25 protein-coding genes and 1 tRNA gene are annotated in these 25,995 nt (G+C 64.9%); 11 read left to right on the plus strand and 15 right to left on the minus strand.

The genetic code is table 11. The features are described 5' to 3' along the window. Positions 1 to 52: 52 nt before the first annotated feature. From LV82_RS11970 to LV82_RS14945, 6 genes are all read right to left on the minus strand, one after another. Positions 53 to 517, minus strand: a complete 465-nt coding sequence (locus LV82_RS11970; protein WP_104072016.1) for an arsenate-mycothiol transferase ArsC — start codon at positions 515 to 517, stop codon at positions 53 to 55. A gap of 3 nt (positions 518 to 520) precedes the next feature. Next, a complete protein-coding gene (locus tag LV82_RS11975) occupies positions 521 to 1,000 on the minus strand; it encodes a UPF0262 family protein (protein WP_104072017.1) in 480 nt (159 codons plus the stop codon). Next, the gene (hisD, locus tag LV82_RS11980; protein WP_104072019.1) at positions 997 to 2,310 is read right to left on the minus strand and encodes a histidinol dehydrogenase; all 1,314 of its coding nucleotides are present in this window, start codon (positions 2,308 to 2,310) and stop codon (positions 997 to 999) included. Before hisD ends, LV82_RS11975 begins: the two co-directional genes overlap by 4 nt. A gap of 63 nt (positions 2,311 to 2,373) precedes the next feature. Further along, entirely contained in the window at positions 2,374 to 2,850 is a 477-nt protein-coding gene (locus LV82_RS11985; RefSeq protein ID WP_104072154.1) for a DUF2948 family protein, read from the minus strand. A gap of 2 nt (positions 2,851 to 2,852) precedes the next feature. After that, the gene (gene murA, locus LV82_RS11990) at positions 2,853 to 4,121 is read right to left on the minus strand and encodes a UDP-N-acetylglucosamine 1-carboxyvinyltransferase (RefSeq protein WP_104072020.1); all 1,269 of its coding nucleotides are present in this window, start codon (positions 4,119 to 4,121) and stop codon (positions 2,853 to 2,855) included. A gap of 6 nt (positions 4,122 to 4,127) precedes the next feature. Further along, on the minus strand, positions 4,128 to 4,280 hold the full coding sequence (locus tag LV82_RS14945; protein ID WP_170063415.1) for a hypothetical protein: 153 nt from the start codon (positions 4,278 to 4,280) through the stop codon (positions 4,128 to 4,130). An 88-nt stretch (positions 4,281 to 4,368) separates the two neighbouring features. On the opposite strand from LV82_RS14945, the gene LV82_RS11995 reads away from it, so the two are divergent. The 4 genes from LV82_RS11995 to LV82_RS12010 all read left to right on the plus strand — a co-directional run bounded on the left by LV82_RS11995 (position 4,369) and on the right by LV82_RS12010 (position 8,370). Beyond that, a tRNA-Thr gene (locus LV82_RS11995) sits at positions 4,369 to 4,443 on the plus strand. A 116-nt stretch (positions 4,444 to 4,559) separates the two neighbouring features. Then, positions 4,560 to 5,579 (plus strand): hypothetical protein, encoded by a 1,020-nt coding sequence (locus tag LV82_RS12000; protein WP_245873158.1) that lies wholly within the window; start codon positions 4,560 to 4,562, stop codon positions 5,577 to 5,579. 56 nt (positions 5,580 to 5,635) lie between these two features. Next, positions 5,636 to 7,012, plus strand: a complete 1,377-nt coding sequence (locus LV82_RS12005; protein ID WP_104072023.1) for a trypsin-like peptidase domain-containing protein — start codon at positions 5,636 to 5,638, stop codon at positions 7,010 to 7,012. 71 nt (positions 7,013 to 7,083) lie between these two features. Then, entirely contained in the window at positions 7,084 to 8,370 is a 1,287-nt protein-coding gene (locus tag LV82_RS12010) for an O-acetylhomoserine aminocarboxypropyltransferase/cysteine synthase family protein (protein WP_104072025.1), read from the plus strand. A 51-nt stretch (positions 8,371 to 8,421) separates the two neighbouring features. Here LV82_RS12010 and LV82_RS12015 read toward each other — a convergent pair whose 3' ends face one another. Further along, positions 8,422 to 9,120 carry an SIMPL domain-containing protein gene (locus tag LV82_RS12015; protein ID WP_104072026.1) on the minus strand — a complete coding sequence of 233 codons (699 nt, stop codon included), beginning with the start codon at positions 9,118 to 9,120 and terminating at the stop codon, positions 8,422 to 8,424. A 161-nt stretch (positions 9,121 to 9,281) separates the two neighbouring features. Here LV82_RS12015 and LV82_RS12020 point away from each other — a divergent pair, with 161 nt between their 5' ends. Then, a complete protein-coding gene (locus LV82_RS12020) occupies positions 9,282 to 11,420 on the plus strand; it encodes a hypothetical protein (RefSeq protein WP_104072028.1) in 2,139 nt (712 codons plus the stop codon). A 179-nt stretch (positions 11,421 to 11,599) separates the two neighbouring features. Then, entirely contained in the window at positions 11,600 to 13,480 is a 1,881-nt protein-coding gene (locus tag LV82_RS12025) for a monovalent cation:proton antiporter-2 (CPA2) family protein (protein ID WP_104072029.1), read from the plus strand. Here the strand turns inward: LV82_RS12025 and LV82_RS12030 are convergent, their stop codons facing one another. Further along, entirely contained in the window at positions 13,481 to 13,765 is a 285-nt protein-coding gene (locus LV82_RS12030; RefSeq protein ID WP_104072031.1) for a DUF1467 family protein, read from the minus strand. Then, positions 13,765 to 14,169: a methylmalonyl-CoA epimerase gene (gene mce / locus LV82_RS12035; RefSeq protein ID WP_104072033.1), complete on the minus strand. Its 405-nt coding sequence runs from the start codon at positions 14,167 to 14,169 to the stop codon at positions 13,765 to 13,767. Before mce ends, LV82_RS12030 begins: the two co-directional genes overlap by 1 nt. Before the next feature lie 178 nt (positions 14,170 to 14,347). Here mce and LV82_RS12040 point away from each other — a divergent pair, with 178 nt between their 5' ends. Together LV82_RS12040 and LV82_RS15230 are read left to right on the plus strand one after the other, a co-directional pair. Continuing rightward, positions 14,348 to 15,007 (plus strand): response regulator, encoded by a 660-nt coding sequence (locus LV82_RS12040; protein ID WP_170063416.1) that lies wholly within the window; start codon positions 14,348 to 14,350, stop codon positions 15,005 to 15,007. Positions 15,008 to 15,129: 122 nt separating this feature from the next. Further along, a complete protein-coding gene (locus tag LV82_RS15230; RefSeq protein ID WP_281259919.1) occupies positions 15,130 to 15,258 on the plus strand; it encodes a hypothetical protein in 129 nt (42 codons plus the stop codon). Positions 15,259 to 15,497: 239 nt separating this feature from the next. On the opposite strand, the gene aspS is transcribed toward LV82_RS15230, so the two are convergent. Continuing rightward, a complete protein-coding gene (gene aspS, locus LV82_RS12045; protein WP_104072036.1) occupies positions 15,498 to 17,279 on the minus strand; it encodes an aspartate--tRNA ligase in 1,782 nt (593 codons plus the stop codon). Positions 17,280 to 17,424: 145 nt separating this feature from the next. On the opposite strand from aspS, the gene LV82_RS12050 reads away from it, so the two are divergent. Beyond that, the gene (locus LV82_RS12050) at positions 17,425 to 18,726 is read left to right on the plus strand and encodes a glycosyltransferase family 87 protein (RefSeq protein ID WP_170063417.1); all 1,302 of its coding nucleotides are present in this window, start codon (positions 17,425 to 17,427) and stop codon (positions 18,724 to 18,726) included. Between the two features lie 51 nt (positions 18,727 to 18,777). Further along, the gene (gene carB, locus LV82_RS12055) at positions 18,778 to 22,131 is read left to right on the plus strand and encodes a carbamoyl-phosphate synthase large subunit (protein WP_104072039.1); all 3,354 of its coding nucleotides are present in this window, start codon (positions 18,778 to 18,780) and stop codon (positions 22,129 to 22,131) included. 47 nt (positions 22,132 to 22,178) lie between these two features. On the opposite strand, the gene LV82_RS12060 is transcribed toward carB, so the two are convergent. Beyond that, a complete protein-coding gene (locus LV82_RS12060) occupies positions 22,179 to 22,754 on the minus strand; it encodes a hypothetical protein (RefSeq protein ID WP_104072040.1) in 576 nt (191 codons plus the stop codon). Position 22,755: 1 nt separating this feature from the next. Continuing rightward, positions 22,756 to 23,214, minus strand: coding sequence for a hypothetical protein (locus LV82_RS12065; RefSeq protein WP_104072042.1), 459 nt, complete (start codon positions 23,212 to 23,214; stop codon positions 22,756 to 22,758). Positions 23,215 to 23,641: 427 nt separating this feature from the next. Here LV82_RS12065 and LV82_RS12070 point away from each other — a divergent pair, with 427 nt between their 5' ends. Continuing rightward, positions 23,642 to 24,244 carry a thymidine kinase gene (locus LV82_RS12070; protein ID WP_104072043.1) on the plus strand — a complete coding sequence of 201 codons (603 nt, stop codon included), beginning with the start codon at positions 23,642 to 23,644 and terminating at the stop codon, positions 24,242 to 24,244. A 7-nt stretch (positions 24,245 to 24,251) separates the two neighbouring features. On the opposite strand, the gene LV82_RS12075 is transcribed toward LV82_RS12070, so the two are convergent. The 3 genes from LV82_RS12075 to LV82_RS12085 form a co-directional block, all read right to left on the minus strand. Beyond that, entirely contained in the window at positions 24,252 to 24,587 is a 336-nt protein-coding gene (locus LV82_RS12075; RefSeq protein WP_104072045.1) for a tRNA-binding protein, read from the minus strand. Next, positions 24,584 to 25,390, minus strand: a complete 807-nt coding sequence (proC, locus tag LV82_RS12080) for a pyrroline-5-carboxylate reductase (RefSeq protein WP_104072046.1) — start codon at positions 25,388 to 25,390, stop codon at positions 24,584 to 24,586. The genes LV82_RS12075 and proC overlap by 4 nt, the downstream gene beginning before the upstream one ends. Positions 25,391 to 25,456: 66 nt before the next feature. Then, positions 25,457 to 25,960, minus strand: a complete 504-nt coding sequence (locus tag LV82_RS12085; RefSeq protein WP_104072048.1) for a type III secretion system chaperone family protein — start codon at positions 25,958 to 25,960, stop codon at positions 25,457 to 25,459. Positions 25,961 to 25,995: the final 35 nt, after the last annotated feature.

The following is a 25,995-nucleotide window of genomic DNA, read 5'->3' on the forward strand; positions in this document are numbered from 1 at the left end:
GCCATGCGGGGCTGCGGCCATGCCGCTTGCGGCGCGCGGCCGACGATTTGCGTCAATCCTGAACCTTGGTCGGCGGCCCGAAACGTTCGATCATCTTCGCCCGGATCTGGTCGCGTGTCTGGCGATAGGCGTTCAGTTTCGCCTCGCGCGTTTCACCGATGCCGGTCGGATCCATGATGGGCCAGTATTCGACGGTCAGGTGAAAATACCGCGTCAGCTCAAGCGCCTGCCGCTGGCTGGCGGGCGACAGGGCGACCACCAGATCGAAGCCCGAAAGGTCATCGCCCCATTGCTGCATTTCCTCGAAGCTGCGCACCCGGTGGCGGGACAGTTCGACGCCAATTTCCTTGCACACCGCGATGGCAAAGCCGTCGATGTCCAGATCGTTGCGAACCCCGGCCGATTGCACATAGCAATCCTGGCCGTAGAACTTCTTCATCATGCCTTCCGCCATGGGCGAACGGACCGCGTTGTGATCGCAGCAGAAGAGCACCGACTGGGGCAGCTTGCCGTTCACGTCCTAGGCCCCGGAATGCAGCACGCTGATCAGCGTGAACAGGCGGCGCGCGGTGTCGATGTCAAGTTCGGCCTTTCCCTCCAGCCTTTCCTGCAGGACGCGGGCGCCTTCATTGTGAATGCCCCGGCGCGCCATGTCGATCGCCTCGATCTGGCCGGGCGGCAGGCGCTTGACCGCCTCGAAATAGCTTTCGCAGATCTGGTAATAGTCCTTGACCACCTGGCGGAACGGTCCAAGCGACAGATGGAATTCGGCCACCTTCTGTCCATCCTCGCTCTGGATGTCGAAGACCAGGCGACGCTCGCGAATCGCAAGCAGCAGGCGGAACGGCCCCTGTGGCGCGGGCTGGCCATCGCGGCCGGGAAGTACAAAGCTGTTGTCTTCCAGCAGATCGAAGATCGCCACGCGGCGTTCCTGCTCGATCTCCGGGGTCGGCGGCGGAAGATCGCTGTCGTCGATCTCGATATGGCAGATGCGGCTCATGCCGTGCCCTCGTCGTTCAGGTGGTCGAGCCGCGCCCGCACCGACAGGCCGTGCGCCTGCAGGCTTTCCGATCCGGCAAGGCATTCGGCCGCCGGGCCGATCGCGGCCAGAGCCCCGGGCGTCATGCGGGCAATCGTCGTGCGCTTGAGGAAATCCATCACCGACAGGCCGCTGGAGAAGCGCGCCGAACGCGCTGTCGGCAAGACATGGTTCGGCCCGCCGACATAATCGCCGATCGCCTCGGGCGTCCAGCGGCCAAGAAAGATCGCCCCCGCGTGACGGATGCGCGCGGCCAGGGCATCTGGGTCGGCCACGCACAGCTCCAGATGCTCGGGCGCGATGCGGTCCGACAGGGCGACGGCCTCGTCCATGTCACGCACCACGATCACCGCGCCGTGGTCGCGCCAGCTGGCCGAGGCAATCGCGCGACGTTCCAGCGTATCAAGGCGGGCATCGACTGCCCGCATGACGGAGCGACCGAAATCGGCGTCATCCGTGATCAGGATGGACTGGGCGCTTTCGTCATGTTCGGCCTGGGCCAGAAGATCCAGCGCGATCCAGTCGGGGTCATTCTCACGATCGGCGATAACCAGGATTTCCGACGGCCCCGCGATCATGTCGATGCCCACGCGGCCAAAGACGCGACGCTTGGCCGCCGCCACATAGGCATTGCCGGGTCCCGTGATCTTGTCCACCGCGGAGATGGTCTGGGTTCCATAGGCCAGGGCCGCGATCGCCTGCGCGCCACCGATCCGATAGACCACATCCACGCCCGACAGGCGGGCGGCCAGAAGCACCAGCGGATTGACCGCGCCGCCCGGCGTAGGGCAGGCGACGACCAGCCGCTCGACCCCCGCGACCTTGGCCGGGATCGCGTTCATGAGAACCGAGGACGGATAGGACGCCAGCCCCCCCGGCACATAGAGGCCCGCCGCGCCGACAGCGGTCCAGCGCCAGCCAAGTTCGGCGCCGGTTGCGTCGCGCCAGCGTTCGTCGCCGGGCATCTGGCGTTCGTGATAGGCGCGAATCCGCTCGGCGGCGAGTTCGAGCGCCGCGCGCTCCTGCGCACCGACGCGGGCGCATTGGGCATCGATTTCCTCGGGCGTGAACGCCAGCGTCTCGGGCGTCAGGCGCAGCCGGTCGAAACGTTCGGTCAGTTCGATCAGCGCCGCGTCGCCACGGGTGCGGACATCCTCGATGATGGCGGCGACGGCCGCATCGACATCGGCGGCCTCCTCGCGCTTTGCCGACAGAAGCGCGTTGAAGGCGGCATCGAAACCGTCATCCAGGGTCGAGATGAAAACGGGCATGGATTGGCTCCTGGCTTGTCGATGCAATAGCGCGCGCCACCCTCGGCCTCAAGCCGACGACGCCTAGTCGGGATGGGCGGGCGCCTTGCCCGAGGGTGCGGCATAGGGCCGCGTGACGTCCTGAAGCGTCACGTCAAGGCATTCGACCGTCGCTGCGATCGCGCCATCCCCGGCCAGCGTGATCTCGACCCGGCCCGCGCCGTCCTCGGCGGGGTGCCATGCAATGTCCAGGATCGAAAGGACCGCGTCCTTGTCGGACCGGTCGATGCCGGTCGAGGCCACGCGCAGGACACCGTCGATGACCAGCAGGGCGCGAACGCGTTCATAGGGCCGTCCCGCGCGCTCTGCCGCCTCGCGGTCTTCCCAGCGGAACCGGTTGACCAGAAAGGCCAGACGATGCCGGCGCGGCTGCCAGGCCATGTCGGCCATCGTCAGGATCGCGTCCTGAACCAGGGCGGCAATCACGGGCATGTCCTCGGCCGACTCGGCCCGCAGGCGCAGCGGCCGGTCGTCTGCATCTTCGAAACGCGCGTCTTCCACCATCACTCTGCCCTGACCCGTTCGATCCGCGCTCCACAGGCGCCCAGCTTTTCCTCGACCCGTTCATAGCCGCGGTCAAGGTGATAGACGCGGTTCACGACGGTTTCCCCTTCGGCTCCAAGACCCGCAAGGATCAGCGACACCGAGGCACGCAGATCCGTCGCCATGACGGGTGCGCCTTTCAGACGCTCGACGCCATGCACGGTCGCAGTGCCGCCATGAACCTCGATATTCGCGCCCATGCGCACCAGCTCTGGCGCGTGCATGAAGCGATTCTCGAAGATCGTCTCTTCCAGCACGCTGGTGCCGTCGGCGGTGCACATCAGCGCCATCATCTGCGCCTGAAGATCGGTCGGGAAACCCGGAAAGACCTCGGTGCGGACATTGACCGCGCGCGGGCGGCCGCTGCCACGGCGCACGCGGACGCCGCGCTCGATCGGTTCGATCTCGATGCCCGCTTCCTGCAGCTTGTCGCAAAAGGCAGGCAAGAGATCCATCGTTCCGCCGATCACCTCGATCTCGCCACCGGCGATGGCGGGTGCGATCATGTAAGTGCCCAGCTCGATCCTGTCGGGGATCACCGAATGGGTCGCGCCATGCAGGCGATCGACACCCTGGATCTCGATCCGGCTCGTCCCCTCGCCCTCGATCTGTGCGCCCATGGCCCGGAGGCAGCGGACGAGGTCCACGATCTCGGGCTCACGCGCGGCATTGGTGATGACCGTCGTGCCCCTGGCCAGCGCGGCGGCCATCACGATGTTCTCGGTCGCACCGACCGAGGCAAAGCGCAACTGGATCTGCGCCCCCTTCAGCCCCTTCGGCGCGGCGGCATGCAGATACCCATCCTTCAGCTCGATCGTGGCGCCCAGAGACTCGAGCCCATGGATATGGATGTCCATCGGCCGTGCGCCGATGGCGCAGCCACCGGGCAAAGAGACCACGGCATGCCCGGCCCGCGCCAGAAGCGGCCCCAAAACCAGATTCGATGCCCGCATCCGCCGGACGATCTCGTAATCGGCGCGATGGCTGGTCAGGTCATGGCTGGACATGGCCAGGACGCGGCCGTCCTGCATGGACCGCACCTCGGCGCCCAGAGACTCAAGCAACAGCGTCATGGTGCGGATATCCGACAGACGCGGCGCATTGGTCAGCGTCAGCGGCTCGTCCGAAAGAAGCGTCGCCGGCATCAGGGCAAGACAGGCATTCTTGGCGCCCGCAACATGAATCTGCCCCCGGAGCTCGACGCCCCCTTGTACGATGATCGAATCCATTTGCCCTCAGTTCTGCCTGTCGTCCCCGTCGGGTTTCTTTGCCCGGGCGCGCGCCTGCGCCTTGCGTCGCGCAAGGTTGGCCTTCAGCGCGGCCTTCAACCTGGCCTCGCGGTCGTTGGGCGTTTCCCTGGTCCGGTCCTTGGGGGATCTGCTGTTCATGCGCCTTCTCTACATTGGTTGGCAAAAAGGGTCCAGATAGGCCTTGCGCAAGCGCGAATTTCTGTCTAAACGCCGCCCCACGAAACGGGCTGCCGTAGCTCAGTGGTAGAGCACTCCCTTGGTAAGGGAGAGGTCGAGAGTTCAATCCTCTCCGGCAGCACCATCCCCACACCGCATCATCCCATTTCAGAAGCCGGACCCGGTGCAGCCGGTTTTGTCCGCGCCTGCATCGTCTTATTGTGCGCGCGAATCGTCAGCCAGACAGGACCGCACCATTCCATGCCGGACGACAGAACTCAGGACATGACGCAAGCCGGGCCCGCCGGGTTCAATATCCTGTGCATCGGTCAGGCGGGACGTCTGGCCTATGAGGCCGTGATCCTGGCAGCCACGCTGCGCGCGGCCGACCCCGCGGCGGCGGATCGCCTGATCGTGGCCGAGCCCCAGCCCGGACCCCTGTGGCCGGACGATCCGCGCATGCCCGAGGACATACGCGCGCTGCTGGTGTCGCTTGGCGCGCGAATCGTTCCGTTCGAAAACAGGCATTTCGGCGCGTCCTACCCCCACGGCAACAAGATCGAAGGGTTGTTTGCCCTGCCCAAGGGTGAACCGTTCATCTTCTTCGACACGGACACGCTGTTCACCGGTCGGGTCTCCGAGATCCCCTTCGACTTCGACCGCCCCTCGGCCTCGATGCGGCGAGGCCCCACATGGCCCACGATCGAACTGTACGGCCCGGGCTATACCGCGATCTGGAAATCCCTCTACGACCGCTTCGGGCTGGACTTCGAAAGCTCGCTCGACCTGTCGCAGCCCGACGAGTACTGGCAGCGATACCTGTATTTCAACGCCGGCTGGTTCTTCTTTCGCTGCCCGCACGAGTTTGGCGAACGCTTCCTGCACCATGCCCTGACGATCCGCGACGACCCGCCCGAAGAACTGGTCTGCCAGCCCCTGGACCCGTGGCTGGACCAGGTCGCCCTGCCGCTTGTGATCCATTCCTTCGGGGGTGGACGTCCCGGGCCGGAACTCTGCGGGCTCGATGGTCATGTCAGCTGCCATTACCGCTGGATACCGCTGCTGTACGCGAAGGAATCCGACGCCGCCGTGCAGGCCCTGGAAACGGCCATCGCGCCCAACAGGATCAAGAAGGTTCTGAAACAGTACGAACCGCTGCGCAAGCTGGTCTATCAGCGCAAGGGACATCGCATTCGCGCCATGTTCGACCGCAGCGCCCTGCCCCGGCGCGAACAGGCAATTCGCAATCAAATCAAGCGCGCCAAACTCTGGTTACGCTAGGGGATTGAAAACCGGCGCGGGCGCGGCCAGCTTGCGCCCCAGGAAGGAGAGTTTCGATGCGCCCGATCCTTGTCGTCCTGACGGCACTTGCCATTCTATCGGCCCCCGCCCGGGCCGAGATACCCCGGTCGCAGACCCAGATCGCGCTGACATTCGCGCCGGTCGCACGCAAGGCGGCCCCGGCCGTGGTCAACATTTATGCGACCCGGATCGTGGCGGAACGGGTCAGCCCCTTTGCCAATGATCCCTTCTTTTCGCAGTTCTTCGATTTCGGCCCGGCGATCCCGCGCGTGCAGAATTCGCTGGGATCGGGCGTGATTCTTCGACCCGACGGGATCGTGGTATCGAATTACCACGTCGTCGGCGGGGCCGAGGACATCCGCATCGTCCTGGCCGACCGCCGGGAATTTGCCGGACGTGTCGTTCTGGCCGATGAAGAGTCAGACCTGGCCATCATCCGGCTGGAAGACGCCCATGACCTTCCGGCGCTGGAGCTGGCCGATTCCGACGAAGCACAGGTCGGAGATCTGGTCCTGGCGATCGGGAACCCCTTTGGCGTGGGCCAGACCGTGACATCGGGCATCGTGTCGGGGCTGGCGCGCGCCGGTGGCGGCATGAACAGCGGACGAGGCTACTTCATTCAGACCGATGCGGCCATCAACCCGGGCAATTCGGGCGGCGCGCTTGTCGACATCCAGGGCCGGCTGCTGGGCATCAATACCTCGATCCTGACGCGGTCGGGCGGGTCGAACGGGATCGGATTCGCGATCCCGTCGAACCTTGTCGCGCAATATGTCGCCCAGGCCGAAGCGGGCGCCACGCGCTTTGCGCGGCCCTGGGCGGGGATCGACGTTCAACCGATCGACCATGCGCTGGCCGAGGCCCTTGGCCTGCCGCGACCGATGGGCGTTCTGGCCCGCCAGATTCACCCGCAAAGCCCGTTCGCGGAAGCCGGAATCCGTCCCGGCGACGCGATCCTTGAACTGAACGGACGACCGGTCGATGCGCCGCAAGAGCTTGATTATCGCCTGGCCGTGCTTGGCCCCGGCGCGGATACGATCGTGACCTATTGGCGCGACGGCGGGACGAACAGCGCCCGCATCCACCTGGCCGAAGCGCCGGATACAGGGAGCCAGGCAATGACACTACCCCCGGGAACGCTGCTGGAAGGCCTGACGGTTGCGCCGCTGGACCCCGCGGCAATCCAGCGGCTTGGCCTGCCCCAGACCGCAACCGGGGTGGTCGTGACCGATGTCACCGGCCGCGCACGCCGCACGCGGCTGCAACCGGGAGACGTGATTCTTTCCGTGAACGGCAACCCGATCCGTTCGCCCCAGGACCTGATCGCCGAGGCCGCGCGCGACCGTCCCGTCTGGCGTTTCGAATTCCTGCGCGGGCGGCAGCGCATCACCCTGCAGGTGATCGACGGCTAGGTGCGACCGGTTGCCGCGGCCATGACCTTGGCCTAACGTCTGGCGCGAACACACCAGCCGGAGGATACCAAATGGCCAGGCAATACGGATTCGATACCCTGCAGGTTCATGCGGGCGCGCGCCCCGATCCCGCGACCGGCGCGCGACAGACGCCGATCTATCAGACCACAGCCTATGTCTTTCGCGATGCCGACCATGCCGCGGCGCTTTTCAACCTGCAGGAAGTCGGCTTCATCTATTCCCGCCTGACCAACCCGACCGTTTCGGTCCTAGCCGAGCGCATTGCAACGCTTGAGGGCGGCGCGGGCGCGGTCTGCTGTTCGTCCGGCCATGCCGCGCAGATCATGGCCCTGTTCCCGCTGATGGCGCCGGGATGCAACATCGTGGCCTCGACCCGGCTTTACGGCGGAACGGTCACGCAATTCAGCCAGACGATCCGTCGCTTCGGCTGGTCGGCCCGCTTTGTCGATTTCGACGATCTGGAGGCGCTGGAAGCGGCGGTGGACGAAAACACCCGCGCGATCTTCTGCGAATCGATCTCGAATCCCGGCGGCTATGTCACCGACATTCCCGCCGTGGCCAAGGTTGCCGACAAGGTCGGCCTGCCGCTGATCGTCGACAACACCTCGGCCACGCCCTATCTGTGCCGGCCCATCGAAATGGGTGCGACACTGGTCGTGCATTCGACGACCAAATATCTGACGGGCAACGGCACCGTGACCGGCGGCGCGGTCGTCGATTCGGGGCGCTTCGACTGGTCGGCCTCGGGCAAGTTCCCGTCGCTTTCCGACCCCGAACCCGCGTATCACGGGCTGAAATTCCACGAAACCTTTGGCCCGCTGGCCTTCACCTTCCATTCCATCGCGGTCGGCCTGCGCGATCTGGGCATGACGATGAACCCGCAGGCGGCGCACTATACCCTGATGGGTATCGAGACGCTCAGCCTGAGGATGGAGCGCCACGTTGCCAATGCCCGCAAGATCGCCGAATGGCTGGAAAACGATCCGCGTGTCGATTTCGTGACCTATGCCGGCCTGCCCTCGTCACCCTACTACGATCGCGTGCAACGCCTTTACCCGCGCGGCGCCGGTGCGCTGTTCACCTTTGCCGTCAAGGGCGGATACGAGGCCTGCGTCAAGCTGGTCGATTCTCTCGAACTGTTCAGCCACGTGGCGAATCTGGGCGACACGCGCTCTCTGATCATCCATTCGGCCTCGACCACGCACCGCCAGCTGACGCCCGAGCAGCAGGTCGCGGCCGGCGCCGCGCCCAATGTCGTTCGTGTCTCGATCGGCATCGAGGATCCCGACGATCTGATTGCCGATCTCGACCAGGCCCTGGCCAAGGCGACATCCTGACCCCTTGCCCGGGCGGGGCCGCATCAGACCGCGGCCCCGCTGCTTTCGCGATTACTGTTCGATCTGCCACGACATGCTGACCGAGGCCTCGACGGTCAGCTCTCCGGCCGCGATCGGCACATCCATCGCGCGTCCCGCAAAGGCGGCCTCGGCCTTGAACATCGGCTGGGGCATGCCCGACCCGCCTTCCGAAATCGAGACGATGGGACCCAACTTTACGCCCGAGGCCTGGGCAAGTACCTGCGCACGCCCGATTGCGTCGGCCACCGCACGCCGACGGGCTTCGTTCATGGCCTCGTGCGGATCCGCGATCCCCAGCGTCAGACCCACAAGCTGGTTCGCGCCACCCTGGACGACTGAATCCAGGACGCCCCCCAAAAGCTCGAGGTCGCGGATACGCACGGTGACCATGTTCTGCACGCGGTAGCCCGCGATCCTGGGGGCGTCGTCCCGGTCCTCGGGGCGCGTCCATTGCGGCGACACCGACAGGGACGACGTCTGGATGTCACGCGCCGCAACCCCGGCCAGGGTCAGACGCTGAATGACCTCGGCAAGGGCCCTGGAATTGGCGGCCATGGCATCATCTGCGCCCGGCGCCTCGGTCACGACGCCCAGGGTGATCGTCGCCATGTCCGGCGCGACCTCGACCTGTCCCGCACCGGTGACGAACAGACGCGGGCCAGGCGCTTCCTGGGCGATCGCGGGCAACGCCAGACAGGTCAATACGGCAATCAGGGGCAGGCTTTTCATGTCGGACTCTCCTCTTTCTGCGCGATGATGCGGCGCTGGCCCGCCGAAACAAGGAAATTGTGATCGCCCGCGCCTAGGCGTAGGCAGATTTCTGCCTTAACACGGGTCCAGGATCGTCGCGCCGGTTCCGGCCGACGACTCAAGGGTGATACCAAGGGACCATGACGCCGCAGCTTGCGCTTTTCCTCGACCATGACACGGTCACATTGTCCATCCGCGCCGATGGCGGCTGGGTGCCGATTGCATCGGCTTCTCTCGAGACCGAGGACCTTGATACGGCCATGGCCGAACTGCGCGCCAAGGCGCAGGAGCAGCTTGGCGACGACCAGGCCGATCCCGAATGCCTGCTGGTTCTGCCACCCGACCTGGTGCGCCATGAAACCGTCATGGTCTCTGAAACCGACCCCGAGGCACGGCGCGCGCGCATTCTGCAGGAACTGGACGGCCTGACACCCTATGCGGTCGAGGATCTGGTCTTCGACTGGACTGGCGAGCCCCCGGAACTGGTCATCGCGATTGCCGCCAGGGAGACTCTGGAAGAGGCCGAAACCTTTGCCTGCGCCCATGGATTTCGGCCCATCGCCTTCATGGGGCCGTCGCGGCGCGATCTGTTCCCGCGCGAGCCCGACTTCGGCCCCACGCAGATGGCGTTGGCACGCGACAGGCGCACGGATGACCATCCGACGCAAGACCAGGACGCGCCGCCGGATCCCGTCGGAACCGAGGCTGCAGAACACCGCCCCGAAATGACCGCCGAAGAGGCTCCGTTCGCGACAGTCGAAGATGAACCGGTCCCCGCCGACGATGGCGGCGACGACAAGGCCGCGCTGGACCCAAGCCTGATCGCGGGGTCCGAGAAGCCCGCACTTGTCACAACCCGGCTTGGCGATCCCTGGATTGATGACAAACCGAAACCCGGGCTGGTCCGCATCGGTCTGATCGCCGCACTGGCTGCGGCCATCGCGGCTGGCGCCTATCTGATGCTCGGGGCCGAGCCGGCGGACAATTCCCGCGCCCCGGTCCCCGATTTGGCGGCCCCGGATTTGGCGGCCCCGGATTTGGCGACCCCGGATACGGCGGCCCCGGATACGGCGGCCCCGGATACGGCGGCCCCGGAAGCGGCGACCCCGGCGCCCGCGAGCCAGATGTCTTCCGCGGGCAAGCCTGCGCCAACCGCGCCGGACGACCCGTCTGCCGACGCGCAGCCCGAACCCGTTGCCCCGGCCCAGCCCGCGCCCCGCCCCGATGCCGATGCAATCGCCGATCCGGCCGAGGACCTGCAGCCGCCGCGCGCCGTATCACCCGAACCGCCCGCCGAGGCCAGCGAGCCCGTCGAAGACGCCGCCGGCGCGCCGCGCATCGAACCGACGTCTCCGCCGACCGGGCGGCCGCAAGATGTTGAACCGATTTCACCACCTGCGGACCAGACCGCGGATTCCGCACCGCAACCGCAACCCCTGCCCCCACCCTTTGGCACCGAATACGAACTTGACGAGAACGGCTGGATCCGCGCCACGCCCGAAGGCGTCCCAATGCCCGGGGGCTTCACGCTTCATGCCGGCCGGCCGGACGTCCTGCCGCCCCCGCGTCCCGGTAAGGTGCGCCAGTCGCCGACGGATGACAGCGGCCCATCCTCCGCCCCCGACACGGCACCGCAGGAGGCGGCGCCCGATGACGCCACGCCCGAACCGTCCAGCGAAGATGCGGCCCTGCCGCCCCCCGTCAATCCGTCCCATGCCGCGCTTGGCCCGCGCCCGCGCCCCACGGAAATCGTCACGGCATGGCAGCAGAAGCGCGCCCGGGAACAGGCCGAAGCCGAGGCGCTTGCCCGCCAGATCGCTTCGGCAATGCCACAGGCGGTGGCCAGTTCGCAGCGACCAGCGCCACGCCCCGCCGGACTGAAGCCGTCCGTTCGAACAGCCGAGGTGGACGACGCCGCCGCCGCGGCATTGGCTGCCACGATTGCCATGGCCGTACCCGCATCTGCGGCCCCTGCGCCCGAGGAAACCGTGGACGAGCCCGAGCCCGTGGCTCCGGCCCCGAATATCCCGACATCGACAACGGTCGCAAAGCAGGCGACCGTCGCGAATGCGATCAACCTGCGAAAGATCAACCTGATCGGGGTCTTCGGCTCCTCGGCGAACCGGCGTGCACTGGTCAGGTTGTCCAACGGGCGGCGAATCAAGGTCAAGGTCGGGGACAGCCTTGATGGCGGCAAGGTCGTTGCAATCGGCGACGATGAGCTGAGCTATGTGAAAAGCGGTCGCACCCATGTGCTGCGGATTGCCGGCGACGGCTGAGCCAGCGGACAACCGGCAATCATTTCCCGATATTGCAACAAGTTGACGTGCAATCTTCAACTTCCCGGGCAATAATCAATCTGGCCATTGTCTGACCCGCCGATGCGGCCGATGCAATGGTGTTGCCATCCGCCGCCGCCACTGGCGCAAGTTCACGTTCGCAGGATTGCCCGGACCCGATGGAAAGCTTTCTGTTTCAAGCCACGCTGTATCTGATTGCCGTCGTTCTGGCCGTGCCCATTGCCTCGCGGCTGGGCCTTGGTTCGGTGCTGGGCTATCTGGCCGCCGGGATCGTGATTGGCCCGGTCCTGGGCCTTGTCGGGTCTGAAACCCGGGACCTGCAGCATTTCGCCGAGTTCGGCGTCGTCATGATGCTGTTTCTGATCGGCCTGGAACTGGAACCGCGCGCCTTGTGGAGCATGCGCGACAAGCTGGTGGGGCTGGGCGGACTGCAGGTGGTGGTGACCTCGGCGGCCGTGACGGCGGTGGCGCTGGCTCTTGGGCAGGATTGGCGCATCGCGGTCACGCTGGGGCTCGTCCTGTCGCTGTCCTCGACGGCCATCGTCCTGCAGACGCTTTCCGAAAAGAACCTGATGTCCACGGCTGGCGGCCGCAGCGCATTTTCGGTCCTGCTGATGCAGGATATCGCGGTCATCCCGATGCTGGCCTTTCTGCCGCTTCTGGCGCTGCCGGGTGCGCGCGCGCTTGCGGCGGCCGAGGCGGCCGAGCACAAGGTCCAGCTGCCGTTCCTTCAGGCCCTGCCCGGCTGGGGCGTGACACTTGTCACGGTTGCCGTCATCGCCGCGATCATGCTGGCGGGGCATTACGTTATCCGTCCTCTATACGGGTTCGTCCACCGGGCGCGACTGCGCGAGGTGAATACGGCTCTTGCCCTGACGATCGTCCTGGGAATCGCGACGATCATGCTGATGCTGGGCCTGTCACCTGCGCTGGGCGCATTCCTGGCGGGCGTGGCGCTGGCCAATTCGGAATTCCGGCACGAACTGGAATCCGACATCGCGCCGTTCAAGGGGCTGCTTCTGGGGCTGTTCTTCATCACCGTCGGCGCGGGGATGGATCTGGACCTGCTCTGGGCCGAGCCGGTCAGTCTGTTTGGACTGACGATGTGCCTGATGCTCTTGAAGGGGGGCGTGCTGTTCGGACTGGCCAGCCTGTTTCGCCTGAAGGCGCGCGACAGGTGGCTGTTCACGCTGTCGCTGGCCCAGGCCGGGGAATTCGGCTTCGTTCTCAGCGCCTTTGCCGTCAAGCAGCGCATCATGCCGGAACCGCTGGCGCAGAAGCTTCTGATGGTGATTGCCCTGTCGATGCTGCTGACGCCATTGTTCTTCATTTTCTATGACGTGCTGGCCAGACGCCTGCGCGAGGACGCACTTGGCGGCCACACGGATGATATCGATGAACAGCAACCGGTCATCATCGCCGGCGTCGGGCGCTTTGGGCAGGTCGTCAACCGGCTGGTCACGATGTCGGGCTTTCGCACGACCGTTCTGGACCAGGACGTCAAGGTGATCCAGCTGCTGCGCAAGTTCGGCTTCAAGGGCTATGTCGGGGACCCGACGCGCCCCGAATTGCTGCGCGCAGCGGGCCTGGATCGCGCAAGGGTTCTGGTGGTCAGCCTCGACGACCGCGCCGGCGCCGTGCGGCTTGTGGAATATGCTCGCAAGCAGCGGCCGGACCTGCATATCATTGCGCGGGCGCGCGACCGCGAACATGTCTATGCGCTGCGCAAGGCGGGCGCCGATGACATCGTGCGGGAATATTTCGACAGCGCCCTGCGCGTGGGGCGCTATGTGCTGGAAAACATGGGTTTGTCGGAATACGAGGCGCACGAGCTGGAGCGCACCTTCTTCAAGCTGGACCGCGAAGCGATCCGTGAACTGGCCGAACTGTGGCGGCCCGACGTGCCGATCGAACGCAACGAGGCCTATATCGCCCGCGCGCGTGAACTGAACCGTGAACTCGAGGCCGCCTTGCTGTCCCGCTTTGCCGAGACTCGGCGCAAGAAGAGCGATGGGGACGAGCAGTCCGCCGCCGAGTAGTCACCGGACGGACGTCTCGGTCCCCAGGCGGTTGAACCAGTCGATATCGCGCAGGCCGATCGCGCCGGAAAGGATGATCGCCGCGATGATCGTCCACAGAATGATCGTGATGATCGTCGTCACGATCAGCTTGCGCCTCAGGTTCAAGGACGCGGGCGCGCCAGCGGGCGTGCCGGGAACGATCTCGCCCGAGTCGGCCTGGCTGCGCGCGCCGATCTGCAGCGACACAAGGAAGGTCATGAACCAGATCACCGCAAACAGAACGATACCGCCCGTGAGATTCATCAGACCTGCTCCAGTTCGATCAGGCAGCCGTTGAAGTCCTTGGGATGAAGGAACAGCACCGGCTTGCCATGAGCGCCAATCTTCGGCTCGCCGTTGCCCAGAACCCGCGCGCCCTGCGCCTTCAGCCGGTCGCGCGCCGCGATGATGTCATCCACCTCATAGCAGATATGATGGATGCCGCCCGCCGGATTGCGCTCGAGAAAGGCCGCGATGGGGGACTCCTCGCCCAAAGGATACAGCAGTTCGATCTTCGTGTTCGGAAGCTCGATGAAGACGACGGTCACGCCATGGTCCGGTTCGTCCTGCGGATCTCCGACTTTCGCCCCCAGAATGTCCCGATATTGGGTGGCCGCAGCCTCCAGATCAGGCACCGCGATGGCGACATGGTTCAGACGTCCGATCATCTTTTCCCCCCTGCTGGATCGAATGACATTGGTTATGCGGTCGCTGCCTCGGCTTCGCAAGCGCGACGCAACGAAGTGCGACGATTCACGCAATGTTAGGCCCACAATGCTGTTGTGCCATTGATGCGGTTGGGCGGCGGCGATGCTGATGGCGGCGACACGAACAGAATCTGATGGAATGCCCTTGGCCGGAATGACCGTTCTGCTGGTCGAGGACAGCGGCTCTGCCAGCGAGGTGTTGGGGCTGGCGTGCGTTCGGTCAGGCGCGCATGTCCGGCGGGCGGGCAACCTGGATCTGGCACGACGCCTTTTTGTGTCGCTCTGCCCGGATGTCGCGGTCGTGGATCTGGGCCTGCCCGATGGATCGGGACTGGACCTGATCCGGGAGGTCAGCAAGATGCCGGGAGTGCAGACCGGACTGATTGCCATCTCTGGCGATGATCGCGCCGGCGATGACGCGATGGCGGCGGGCGCCGACAAGTTCATCGCCAAGCCTTTTCCCGGCCTTGTCAGCATGGTGCGCGCGATGCTTGAGGTCACGGGAAACGGGCGTGGCCCGGCCGCTGGTCTGTCGAAAACCGTCTTTCTGCAGGGTCCGCAGCCCAGGACCGGAACGCTGCGCAACACGACCGTAAAGGCCAATACCGTAAAGGCCAATTCGGGGGCAGGCCCCGGACAGCTTCCTGGAAACAGGCAAGCGGGTGGCGTCCAGCAGATCGACCTTGGCCACCGCGCCGCGAAATCGGGCGATTACGGCCGCAAGGGAAATTCGAACTCCATGATGGCCGGCAGCCCGCGCGAAGCGCCGAAGCCCCACAAGGCCAGATCGAATCCGTGACGGCTGCACGGCACCGCCCCGAAAACTGTCCCCTTTTGCCCCCGTCGCGGCCCGAGTTGACCAAATTCCTGCCTCAATCGACAGCCACGTTTGTCCGACAGACTGCGAAGGGGATGCAGGACATGACCGAACGGCTGATCCGGATGGCGACAAACGAAAGACTGACCCGCGCCGCGCATTGGACGGTGTTCACGATCGGGTTGCTGTCGCTGGTATTCTCGATCGCTGCGACGGCTGCGTCGGCGCTTTGATCCGGTAAGGCGCAAACTACATGGAACGGCCACATCCGCGCGGTGTGGCCGTTTTGTCGTGCGGGGCCCGCGGCCGGTTCCCGCAACCCGACCGTCCCGGCTTGGCGCGTCATCAGCCCTACGGCAGAAAACCCGCCCAACAGACAGGCCGCGTGCAATCGGGCCCATGGTCAGGTCCCAAGTGAAACAGCCTGCCTTCTTGCAAAGGCAGGCTGCAATCTGACCGAAGCGGGCCGCGATTACTCCTTCGGAACGATGCGAAGGCCCAGTTCGCGCAACTGCTCATTGGTCGGTTCGCTCGGCGCGCCCAGCAGCAGGTCTTCAGCCCGCTGGTTCATCGGGAACATGATCACTTCGCGAATGTTCGAGGTCCGGGCCAGAAGCATGACGATCCGGTCGATTCCGGCCGCGCAACCGCCATGGGGAGGTGCGCCGTACTTGAACGCCTTGACCATGCCGCCAAAACGCTTCTCGACCTCTTCGCGCGAATATCCAGCGATCTCGAAGGCCTTGAACATGATCTCGAGCTTGTGATTGCGGATCGCGCCCGACAGGATCTCGTAACCGTTGCAGGCCAGGTCATACTGATAGCCCAGAACCTTCAGCGGGTCGCCGGACAACGCCTCGAGCCCGCCCTGAGGCATCGAGAACGGGTTGTGGCTGAAGTCGATCTTGCCGGTCTCGGGGTCCTTTTCATACATCGGGAAGTCCACGATCCAGGCAAAGCGGAACGTGTCTTCGTCGATCAGGCCCAGTTCGCGGCCGATTTCCATGCGCGCGCGCCCTGCCACGGCCTCGAACTGGTCAGGCCGCCCGCCAAGGAAGAACACGGCGTCCCCCACGCCAAGGCCCAGCTGGGCGCGTATCGCCTCGGTCCGTTCGGGGCCGATATTCTTGGCGATCGGTCCGGCGGCCTCGATGCCGGAACCGCCTTCGGCCTCGCGCCAGAAGATGTATCCCATGCCGGGCAGGCCCTCGCGCTGGGCAAAGGCATTCATCCGGTCGCAGAACTTGCGGCTGCCGCCACCTGGCGCCGGAATCGCGCGGATCTCGGTGCCCTCGTTCTCCAGCAGCTTGGCAAAGATCGCAAAGCCCGAGCCGCGGAAATGCTCGCTGACCCGCTGCATCCGGATCGGGTTGCGCAGGTCGGGCTTGTCGGTGCCATACCAAAGCAGCGAGTCCGCATAGCTGATGCGCGGCCATTCGGTATCGACGCGACGGCCTTCGGCGAATTCCTCGAAGACGCCCTGGATCACGGGCTGGACGGCGGAAAGAACATCGTCCTGCGTCACGAAGGACATCTCGACGTCCAGCTGGTAAAAGTCCGTCGGGCTGCGGTCGGCGCGCGGGTCTTCGTCCCGGAAACAGGGCGCAATCTGGAAATAGCGGTCGAAGCCCGCCACCATGATCAGCTGCTTGAACTGTTGCGGCGCCTGCGGCAGCGCATAGAACTTGCCCGGATGCAAACGCGAGGGGACCAGGAAGTCGCGCGCGCCCTCGGGAGAAGAGGCCGTGATGATCGGCGTCTGGAACTCGGTGAAGCCCGCATTCCACATGCGGTCGCGCATCGACTTGATGACACGCGAACGCAGCATCATCTTGCGATGCAGGCTGTCACGCCGCAGATCGAGGAAGCGATAGGTAAGTCGCGTCTCCTCGGGGTAATCGGGTTCGCCGAAGACCGGCAGGGGCAATTCTTCGGCGGGGCCGAGAACTTCGATATCGGTGACATAGACCTCGATTTCGCCCGTCGGGATCTTCGGGTTGACCAGGGCCTCGTCACGCGCCTTCACCCGACCATCGATGCGGATGACCGTTTCGGCCTTCAGCTTCTCGATCGTCGCAAAGGCGGGGCTGTCGGAATCGGCCAGGATCTGCGTCACACCATAATGGTCGCGCAGATCGACGAACAACACGCCACCATGGTCGCGCACCCGGTGAACCCAGCCCGACAGGCGGACCGTCTGACCGGCATGCGACTTGTTCAGTTCCGCGCAGGTATGGCTGCGATAGGCGTGCATGGACATCCCTTTCCGGAGGCATTTCTTCGATCCGGATGGATACACCCTTTGCCGCGCGCGAAGTCAAGGGCGGGCGGGACTTTCCATGACCATGGTCGCGAAGTAGGGTCCATGCAGTTTTGCAGGCGGCATGCGGGTGCAGGCGATGTTCGACACTCCCGGGGCCATGGCCCGAAACGGATCACAGGCTTCAGGTTGGGATCGGGCCTTTTCGGCCGCGATTCTGGGACTATGGGCGGCTGTCACCATCTGGCTTCGCTGGAACGCATGGGCCGAGGACCTGTCGGCGATCTACATTGCCGGAAGGTTATGGCAAGACGGACAGGCCGACCTGATCTATGCCGCGCCACCGGGATTCTTCGGCGGCCCGCCACCGGAATGGCAGTCGGCCCGGGAGGCCTTGGGCATCGCCGACCGCGCCAGCTTTCCCTATGTCTACCCTCCTCTGTGGGCAGCGTTGACGGCTCCTCTTGCCAAAGCGGTCTCGGCCCAGGACTTTGCCAATGCGGCAACGCTGATACAGGTGCCCCTGCTGGCCTTTTGCGTCGCGCTTGCAGGACGTATCGCGCGACCGGCCCGCATGCCCTTCTGGGTATGGACACTGCTCGGCGTGGCAATTCTTTCACTTTCGATCGATATATTTCTTGCGATCTGGCACAACCAACCATCCATTCTGGTCGCGTTCCTTGTCCTGCTTGCCTTCGAGCGGCTGCAGGCTGGCAGACCGATCCTTGCGGGTGCCATGCTTGCGCTGGCGGCCGCGATCAAGCTGACGCCCGCGATCTTCGTTCTGATCTTTCTGATGGATCGCCAATGGCGCGCCATCGCAAGCTTTGCGTTGTTCGGAACTGCCCTTGCCCTTGCGTCCATTGCATTGGCGGGCTGGCCCCTTCATCAGGTCTTCCTGGAGCAGCTGGGTACCGTCTCGCGGGCAGGTTTAATTCACACGGTCAACGTATCGGTTCGCAGTCTTGCGCTTGCCATCCATGCACTTGCAGAGGCCACACCGAGCCTTGACCTCTCCCAGCGCATAATCGTGATCGAGGACGTTCCTGCGTGGATAGGCCCCGCATCGTCCATCACCCTGACGGCGCTTGCCGCGCTGCTGATGATCGCCACGGCACAATCGGATTCGTGCGCGCGCCGATTTCTTGCGCTGTTCGGGCTGTCGATTCTCGTGCCGCTGTTCGGCCCGCTTGGATGGATGCACTATTATATCATCCCCGCACTCCTGATACCCGCGCTGCCCGCGATCGCACCATGGCGCGCAACCTTCCTGGTCGTGGCAGCCTGGGCTTTTGGCGCCTCGCACATACTGCATGCGCTCGATCTTCCCGCCATTGCCTATGTAGCGTTACGCTGTGCCCTCTGGCTTGCCGTTTTCGCCGTCCTGATCATGGCCGCGCGGGCCAGGCGACAGGGCGCCCGCCAACAGGGGTTGCGCTGACCGGCGTTCCGTCTATAAACCCCGACAATTTGCGAATTGGGGGCCGGTAGGATGCCGAAGAGAACCGATATCGAATCCATCATGATTATCGGGGCGGGTCCGATCGTGATCGGGCAGGCCTGCGAGTTCGACTATTCCGGGGCGCAGGCGTGCAAGGCACTTCGCGAGGAAGGGTATCGTGTCATCCTCGTCAACTCGAACCCTGCCACGATCATGACCGATCCCGGCCTTGCGGACGCGACCTATATCGAACCGATCACCCCCGAAATCGTTGCCAAGATCATCGAGAAGGAACGCCCCGACGCCCTGCTGCCGACCATGGGTGGGCAGACCGGGTTGAACACATCGCTTGCGCTTGCCGACATGGGCGTGCTGGATCGCTTTGGCGTCGAATTGATCGGCGCCAACCGCCGCGCGATCGAGATGGCCGAAGACCGCAAGCTGTTCCGCGAGGCGATGGAGCGTATCGGGCTGGAAAATCCGCGCGCGACCATCGTCGCGGCCCCAAAGCTGTCAAACGGTCGATACGACATCAATGCCGGCGTCGCCGAAGCCATGCGCGCGCTCGACCATGTGGGGCTGCCCGCGATCATCCGCCCTGCCTTCACGCTGGGCGGGACCGGCGGCGGCGTGGCCTATAACCGTGACGAATACGAAGCCATCGTGCGCTCGGGGCTGGAAGCCTCGCCCATGGCACAGGTCCTGATCGACGAAAGCCTGCTGGGCTGGAAGGAATTCGAGATGGAGGTGGTCCGCGACAAGGCGGACAACGCGATCATCGTCTGCTCGATCGAAAACATCGATCCGATGGGCGTGCATACCGGCGATTCCATCACCGTCGCCCCGGCGCTGACGCTGACCGACAAGGAATATCAGATGATGCGGTCGGGCTCGATCGCGGTGCTGCGCGAGATCGGCGTGGAGACCGGCGGATCGAACGTGCAGTGGGCGGTCAATCCGCGCGATGGCCGCATGGTCGTGATCGAGATGAACCCGCGGGTGTCGCGCTCTTCGGCGCTGGCCTCCAAGGCCACAGGTTTCCCGATCGCCAAGATCGCGGCGAAGCTGGCTGTCGGCTACACTCTGGATGAGCTGGACAACGACATCACGCGGGTCACGCCCGCCAGTTTCGAGCCTTCGATCGACTATGTCGTGACCAAGATCCCGCGCTTTGCCTTCGAGAAATTCCCCGGCGCCAAGCCCGAGCTGACCACCGCGATGAAATCGGTGGGCGAGGTCATGGCCATCGGTCGCAGCTTCCATGAGAGCGTGCAGAAGGCTTTGGCCGGCCTGGAAACCGGGCTGACCGGGTTCGACGAGATCGAGATTCCGGGCGCCGACGATCCCGCGACGGGGCGCGCGGCGGTCATCAAGGCGCTGTCGCGCCAGACGCCCGACAGGTTGCGGCTGGTGGCACAGGCGATGCGCCACGGGCTGAGCGACGAGGAAATCCAGCACGCCACGGCCTTTGACCCGTGGTTCCTGGCCCGCATCCGCGAGATCGTCGAAACCGAGGCCGAAATCCGCCGGAATGGCCTGCCCGTAACCGAAGAGGGGCTGCGGCGGCTGAAGATGATGGGCTTCACCGATGCCCGCCTGGCAAGGCTCACCGGCCGGGACGAGGATCAGGTCCGCCGCGCCCGCGCCCGCCTCGGCGTCAACGCGGTCTTCAAGCGCATCGACACCTGCGCGGCCGAGTTCGAGGCCCAGACCCCCTACATGTATTCGACCTATGAAGCCCCCGCGATGGGCGAGGTCGAATGCGAATCCCGGCCCACCGACCGCAAGAAGGTGGTCATCTTGGGCGGCGGCCCGAACCGGATCGGTCAGGGGATCGAGTTCGATTATTGCTGCTGCCATGCCTGCTTCTCGCTGTCGGATGCGGGCTATGAGACGATCATGATCAACTGCAACCCCGAGACCGTGTCGACCGATTACGACACCTCGGACCGGCTGTATTTCGAGCCCCTGACACTGGAACATGTGCTGGAGATCCTGCGCGTGGAACAGTCGAACGGCACGCTGCATGGCGTGATCGTCCAGTTCGGCGGTCAGACCCCGCTGAAGCTTGCCCAGGCGCTGGCGGCCGAGGGCATCCCGATCCTGGGCACCAGCCCAGACGCGATCGACCTGGCCGAGGACCGCGAGCGGTTCCAGAAGCTTCTCAATGACCTGGGCCTGAAGCAGCCGGTGAACGGAATCGCCTTCTCGGACGATCAGGCGATCGAGATCGCGCAAAGGGTGGGCTTCCCGCTGGTGATCCGGCCCTCCTATGTGCTGGGCGGTCGCGCGATGGAGATCGTGCGCGACATGGACCATCTGAAGCGCTACATCACCAATGCCGTGCATGTTTCGGGCAAGAACCCAGTCCTGCTCGACTCCTATCTGTCGGGCGCGATCGAGGTCGATGTCGATGCGCTTTGCGATGGCGAGCGCGTCCATGTCGCCGGCATCATGGAACATATCGAGGAAGCGGGCGTCCATTCAGGCGACTCGGCCTGCTGCCTGCCGCCGCATTCACTGCCCGACGAGATCGTCGCCGAGATCAAGCGCCAGACCGAGGCGCTGGCGCTGGCGCTGCAGGTGCGCGGCCTGATGAACGTGCAGTTCGCCGTCAAGGATGGCGAGATCTACGTGCTCGAGGTCAATCCGCGCGCCAGCCGCACCGTGCCCTTCGTGGCCAAGGCGACCGACAGCGCCATCGCCTCGATCGCGGCGCGGATCATGGCGGGCGAGAAGCTGTCGGACTTCCCGATGCGCGCCCCCTATCCCGAGGGCGTCGGCCCCGACACCGACCTGCCCTATGCCGATCCGATGACGCTGGCCGACCCGAAGACCCCGTGGTTCAGCGTCAAGGAGGCGGTCCTGCCCTTTGCCCGATTCCCGGGTGTGGACACGATCCTTGGCCCCGAGATGCGCTCGACCGGCGAGGTCATGGGCTGGGACCGGACCTTCCCGCTGGCATTTCTCAAGGCGCAGATGGGCGCGGGCACGATGCTGCCCGAATCCGGACGGGTCTTCATCTCGATCAAGGATTCCGACAAGAGGCCCGCGATGGCGCAGGCCGCGCGCGACCTGGTCGAGCTGGGCTTCGAGATCGTGGCCACCCGCGGCACGGCGGCCTTCCTGGCCGAACATGGGGTTCAGGCCGAGATCGTCAACAAGGTCTATGAGGGCCGTCAGGACGGCAAGCTGCATGTCGTCGATCGCCTGAAGAATGGCGATATCGCGCTGGTCTTCAACACGACCGAAGGCGCACAGGCGATCGAGGATAGCCGTGCAATCCGGTCTGTCGCGCTGCACGACAAGATCCCCTATTTCACCACCGCCGCAGGTGCGATTGCCGCCGTTCAGGCGATGAAGGCGCGCAGCGAAGGGATCGGGGTGCGGACCCTTCAGGGGTGAAACGTACGCATGGCCCGGTCATGGCCTTGGCCGGGCTTCCAGGGCGTTCAATTTGACAGGGCAAAACCTGCCTGCAGCCGCACGCGGCGCTGGGCCAGCACCTTTTCCTGCGGCTGCCAGCGATAGCGCACATCCTTCGCGACAGGCGCCCAGAACAGCCGCCCGCCCCAGCGCCAGGGATCGATCACGATCCCTTCCTCGATCGGGCGACCGCGCGCGACGATCACGGCGGTCGAATGGTCGATGCCAATTCCGCTTGGCAAGGCAATGGCGCGCCGGATCTCGAGACTGCGGAACTGTTCCGCCTGCAGGCGGCGCTGCATGTCCTCGGCCCAGTGCCAGCACAGGCCACGCTCCCTAAGCCCAAGATTTACCTTGGTATTGTGTATCAGCGGCGGATCAGTCACGCGGTAGCGTCGCGCCAGCTCCAGCGGCCAATCATGGGCAATATGCGCGGCACGCGCCGCCTCTTCGGGCAGGACGTCCGATGACAGGTCCGCGATCGCGGCCTGCAAGGCACGGACGATGTCAGGATCGCGAACATCCCTGCGGTCCACGGAAACGCAGCTTGCGACCAGCAGCGCAAGAAATACGCCTCGCCACCGATGCAGGGCGGCGCCCACTTCACTTCACCTCGCGCTCGAGGTTCAGCTTGATGTCGATCAGGACCTTCTGGATCGCCAGCGTTTCGGCCAGCAGGCGCTTGGCCTCGTTCATGGTGATCGTGCCATCCTCGATCGACTGATGGTATTCCGCCATCAGCATGGCAAATCTCTGCGACAGAGCGACGACGTCGGAATTGATGCCGGCGCTTTCGGTGTTGGGGCGGGTCTTGTCGTGGCTCAGCGTGATCCCGCGCAGGTCGGCCAGCGCGGCCGTCACATGGGGAAAGGATGCCGCGCCTTCCAGCCGGGCCACGACATCGATGGGCATGAACCGGTCGGCATGTTCGGCGTCATGCGAATAGTATCGTCCCAGGGTTGCCTTGGACTTGCCGCTCAGCTTGCTGGCCGTCTCGATTCCCAGGTCCTTGACCAGAGCTTCGGTATGTTTTTTCAGATAGCTGCCGATCGCATCGCTCATGGCCTGTCCCTTCGCCCAACCCGCGTCGCCAGAGATCCGGCGCGGGGAAAACGTGCCTCTGTTTCCCATTAATTCACCAGCTTGCGTTTGTCATAGTCAAATCGTTCTCGGAAGGGAACGCGTGAGAGTGTCCGGCGCCCCAGGCCGGTGCGGTTAAGAAGGGTCACGTCCCGGCAGGTGGGTGGTCGGGTGCTGCAAGGCAAATGCGTGACCCTTCCAGACGTGTAAGCGGTCTCAAGGTTGTGTTCCCGGGTGGATTTCCCCCATCCCCCGGGGCTGGATCGGGTCGAAGGCTGGTGGCTTTCGGCCCGAGCCATCTTGGCGCCTGCGATCCATGGGCAACAGCATGGGGCAATGACGCGGATGCGGCTTGCCGCGCCCTCAGCCGCGGCTTGAAACGCGCGGCCCGCCCGGTCTATCAGGCGCCATGGCCAAACTCTATTTCCATTATTCGACCATGAACGCGGGCAAGTCGACCCTGCTGCTGCAGGCCTCGCACAATTACCGCGAACGTGGGATGCAGACCTATCTGCTGACCGCCCAGCTGGACGACCGCGCTGGCCTGGGGCGCATCGCCAGTCGCATCGGCATCGGCGAGGAGGCCGATACCTATGCCCCTGATACGGACCTGTTCGACCGCATCCGCGAAAGACTCGCGCGGGGGCCGGTCGCCTGCGTGTTCGTGGACGAGGCGCAGTTCCTGACGCCCGACCAGGTCTGGCAACTGGCCCGCGCCGTCGATGACCTGGACGTGCCGGTGATGTGCTATGGCCTGCGGGTCGACTTCCGGGGCGAGCTCTTTCCCGGATCGGCGGCGCTGCTTGCCCTGGCAGACGAGATGCGCGAGGTGCGTACCATCTGTCATTGCGGTCGAAAGGCCACGATGGTCGTGCGGCGCGGACCGGATGGCCGCGCGATGCGCGATGGCGCCCAGGTCCAGATCGGCGGCAACGAAACTTATGTTTCGCTATGCCGTCGCCACTGGCGCGAGGAAATCGGCGACCGCCGCGCCTCGACCGCTGCCGAGTGAGCCCGTTTCAGAACAGCCGACCGCCCAGCGGAACATCCTGGTCGGGCGCGACCAGGACGACTTCGCCATCGGCATCCGGCACCCCCAGAACAAGCACCTCGGACCGGACGGGCCCGATCTGGCGTGGCGGGAAATTTACCACGGCCAGAACCTGCCGTCCGACCAGATCTTCGGGCCTGTAATGCCGCGTGATCTGGGCCGAGGACTTGCGCTCGCCGATCTCGGGCCCGAAATCGACCCACAGCTTGTAGGCCGGCTTGCGCGCCTCGGGGAACGGTTCGGCCCGCGTGATGCGACCGACGCGAATTTCGACCTTCTGGAAATCGTCGTAGGTGATTGTCACTTGCCCAGCTCCCGTCCACGTTCGGCCGCGGCATGAACGGCGCGTTTCATCAGTTGCGTCAGGCCCGTATCGGGATCCATCAGCACCTTCAGGGCGGCCTCGGTCGTGCCGCCCGGCGAAGTGACATTGCGGCGCAGCTGCTCGGCGCTTTCGGACGAGGCATCCAGCAACGCACCGGCGCCCGAAACCGTCGCGCGCGCCAGCTGCATGGCCAGGTCGGCTGGCAGCCCTTTGGCCCGGCCGGCCTCGGCCAAGGCTTCGACCAGATGAAAGACATAGGCCGGCCCCGATCCGGAAACCGCGGTCACCGCATCCATCTGCGATTCCGCGTGCAGGCGAACCACCGGGCCAACGGCCGACAACAGGGTTTCGGCCAGTTCCATATGGGCCCCGGTCGCATGGTCGTTGCCAATGATCGCCGTAATGCCGCGTCCGATCGCCGCGGGCGTGTTGGGCATCGCCCGGATGACGGGCGTCCCGGCCCCCAGAATGCGTTCATAGGTGGCAATCGTCGTGCCGGCCGCGATGCTGAGGAACAGCGTCTTTCCGCCACCAAGGCCGGCCACGGATTGCAGTGCCTGTTCCATCATCTGCGGCTTGACGGCAACCACGACCACGGCCGGATCCTGTGGCAGGTCGCCCTGAAGATGCACGCCCAGCGTAATCAGCCAGTCCGAGGGATGCGGCTCGCGCACCCAGACCGAGCTTGCGGGCAATCCGCCGTTCAGCCAGCCCTGCAGCATGGCCGAACCCATCTTTCCACACCCAAGAAGGACAAGCCCCCGGTCGCGCAATTGATCCATGACTTTCGATGACCTCCTGTTCAGCGGCGCCACATTAGCCGGCTCGCCGATGAAGGAAAGCCCCGATCAGGCGTGACCCATCGCCCCCGCGATCGCGACCTGCATCGCCTGAACCGGGCTTTCACCGCCCCAGCAGGCAAGCTGAAAGGCCGGGTAGAAACGTTCGGCCGCCTCGACCGCCTCGGCGATCATCGTATCGACCTGTTCAGGCGATGCAAATTGCCCGCCCGAGAGGATCAGACCATAGCGCCACACCATCAGCCGCTGTTCGGGCCAGAACGCGAATGCCCCAGCCCAGACACGGTCATTGGCGTGGTTCAAAGTCTCGTAAAGCGCCCCGATCCGGTCCTGCGGCGGGTCCATATCGAAGCTGCAGATCAGCCGCAGCGTTTCGTCCTGCGCAGACCAGGCAAGAGTTACCGAATAGGTGCGCCACTGGCCTTCGACCGCCATGGCGATCTGGTCCTCGGCAATACGATCGAAGTCCCATTCATGATTTTCTGCCACCGCCTCGACGATGTCGATGGGGTGCAGTTCCTCGCCCTGCAGGAAATCTTCGCAATATGCCATCTGCGGCCTCGCCTCCTCCGCCGCGGGGATGTCCC

Origin of the sequence: Albidovulum inexpectatum, from assembly GCF_002927635.1 — a bacterium.
Classification (GTDB): domain Bacteria; phylum Pseudomonadota; class Alphaproteobacteria; order Rhodobacterales; family Rhodobacteraceae; genus Albidovulum; species Albidovulum inexpectatum.

What these genes read in the sequence shown, in the direction of transcription:
- LV82_RS11975 (WP_104072017.1), bottom strand. Translation starts at nt 1,000, where the DNA reads ATGAGCCGCATCTGCCATATCGAGATCGACGACAGCGATCTTCCGCCG.
- hisD (WP_104072019.1), bottom strand. Translation starts at nt 2,310, where the DNA reads ATGCCCGTTTTCATCTCGACCCTGGATGACGGTTTCGATGCCGCCTTC.
- murA (WP_104072020.1), bottom strand. Translation starts at nt 4,121, where the DNA reads ATGGATTCGATCATCGTACAAGGGGGCGTCGAGCTCCGGGGGCAGATT.
- LV82_RS14945 (WP_170063415.1), bottom strand. Translation starts at nt 4,280, where the DNA reads ATGAACAGCAGATCCCCCAAGGACCGGACCAGGGAAACGCCCAACGAC.
- LV82_RS12000 (WP_245873158.1), top strand. Translation starts at nt 4,560, where the DNA reads ATGCCGGACGACAGAACTCAGGACATGACGCAAGCCGGGCCCGCCGGG.
- LV82_RS12005 (WP_104072023.1), top strand. Translation starts at nt 5,636, where the DNA reads ATGCGCCCGATCCTTGTCGTCCTGACGGCACTTGCCATTCTATCGGCC.
- LV82_RS12010 (WP_104072025.1), top strand. Translation starts at nt 7,084, where the DNA reads ATGGCCAGGCAATACGGATTCGATACCCTGCAGGTTCATGCGGGCGCG.
- LV82_RS12015 (WP_104072026.1), bottom strand. Translation starts at nt 9,120, where the DNA reads ATGAAAAGCCTGCCCCTGATTGCCGTATTGACCTGTCTGGCGTTGCCC.
- LV82_RS12020 (WP_104072028.1), top strand. Translation starts at nt 9,282, where the DNA reads ATGACGCCGCAGCTTGCGCTTTTCCTCGACCATGACACGGTCACATTG.
- LV82_RS12025 (WP_104072029.1), top strand. Translation starts at nt 11,600, where the DNA reads ATGGAAAGCTTTCTGTTTCAAGCCACGCTGTATCTGATTGCCGTCGTT.
- LV82_RS12030 (WP_104072031.1), bottom strand. Translation starts at nt 13,765, where the DNA reads ATGAATCTCACGGGCGGTATCGTTCTGTTTGCGGTGATCTGGTTCATG.
- mce (WP_104072033.1), bottom strand. Translation starts at nt 14,169, where the DNA reads ATGATCGGACGTCTGAACCATGTCGCCATCGCGGTGCCTGATCTGGAG.
- LV82_RS12040 (WP_170063416.1), top strand. Translation starts at nt 14,348, where the DNA reads ATGCCCTTGGCCGGAATGACCGTTCTGCTGGTCGAGGACAGCGGCTCT.
- LV82_RS15230 (WP_281259919.1), top strand. Translation starts at nt 15,130, where the DNA reads ATGACCGAACGGCTGATCCGGATGGCGACAAACGAAAGACTGACCCGC.
- aspS (WP_104072036.1), bottom strand. Translation starts at nt 17,279, where the DNA reads ATGCACGCCTATCGCAGCCATACCTGCGCGGAACTGAACAAGTCGCAT.
- LV82_RS12050 (WP_170063417.1), top strand. Translation starts at nt 17,425, where the DNA reads ATGTTCGACACTCCCGGGGCCATGGCCCGAAACGGATCACAGGCTTCA.
- carB (WP_104072039.1), top strand. Translation starts at nt 18,778, where the DNA reads ATGCCGAAGAGAACCGATATCGAATCCATCATGATTATCGGGGCGGGT.
- LV82_RS12065 (WP_104072042.1), bottom strand. Translation starts at nt 23,214, where the DNA reads ATGAGCGATGCGATCGGCAGCTATCTGAAAAAACATACCGAAGCTCTG.
- LV82_RS12070 (WP_104072043.1), top strand. Translation starts at nt 23,642, where the DNA reads ATGGCCAAACTCTATTTCCATTATTCGACCATGAACGCGGGCAAGTCG.
- proC (WP_104072046.1), bottom strand. Translation starts at nt 25,390, where the DNA reads ATGGATCAATTGCGCGACCGGGGGCTTGTCCTTCTTGGGTGTGGAAAG.
- LV82_RS12085 (WP_104072048.1), bottom strand. Translation starts at nt 25,960, where the DNA reads ATGGCATATTGCGAAGATTTCCTGCAGGGCGAGGAACTGCACCCCATC.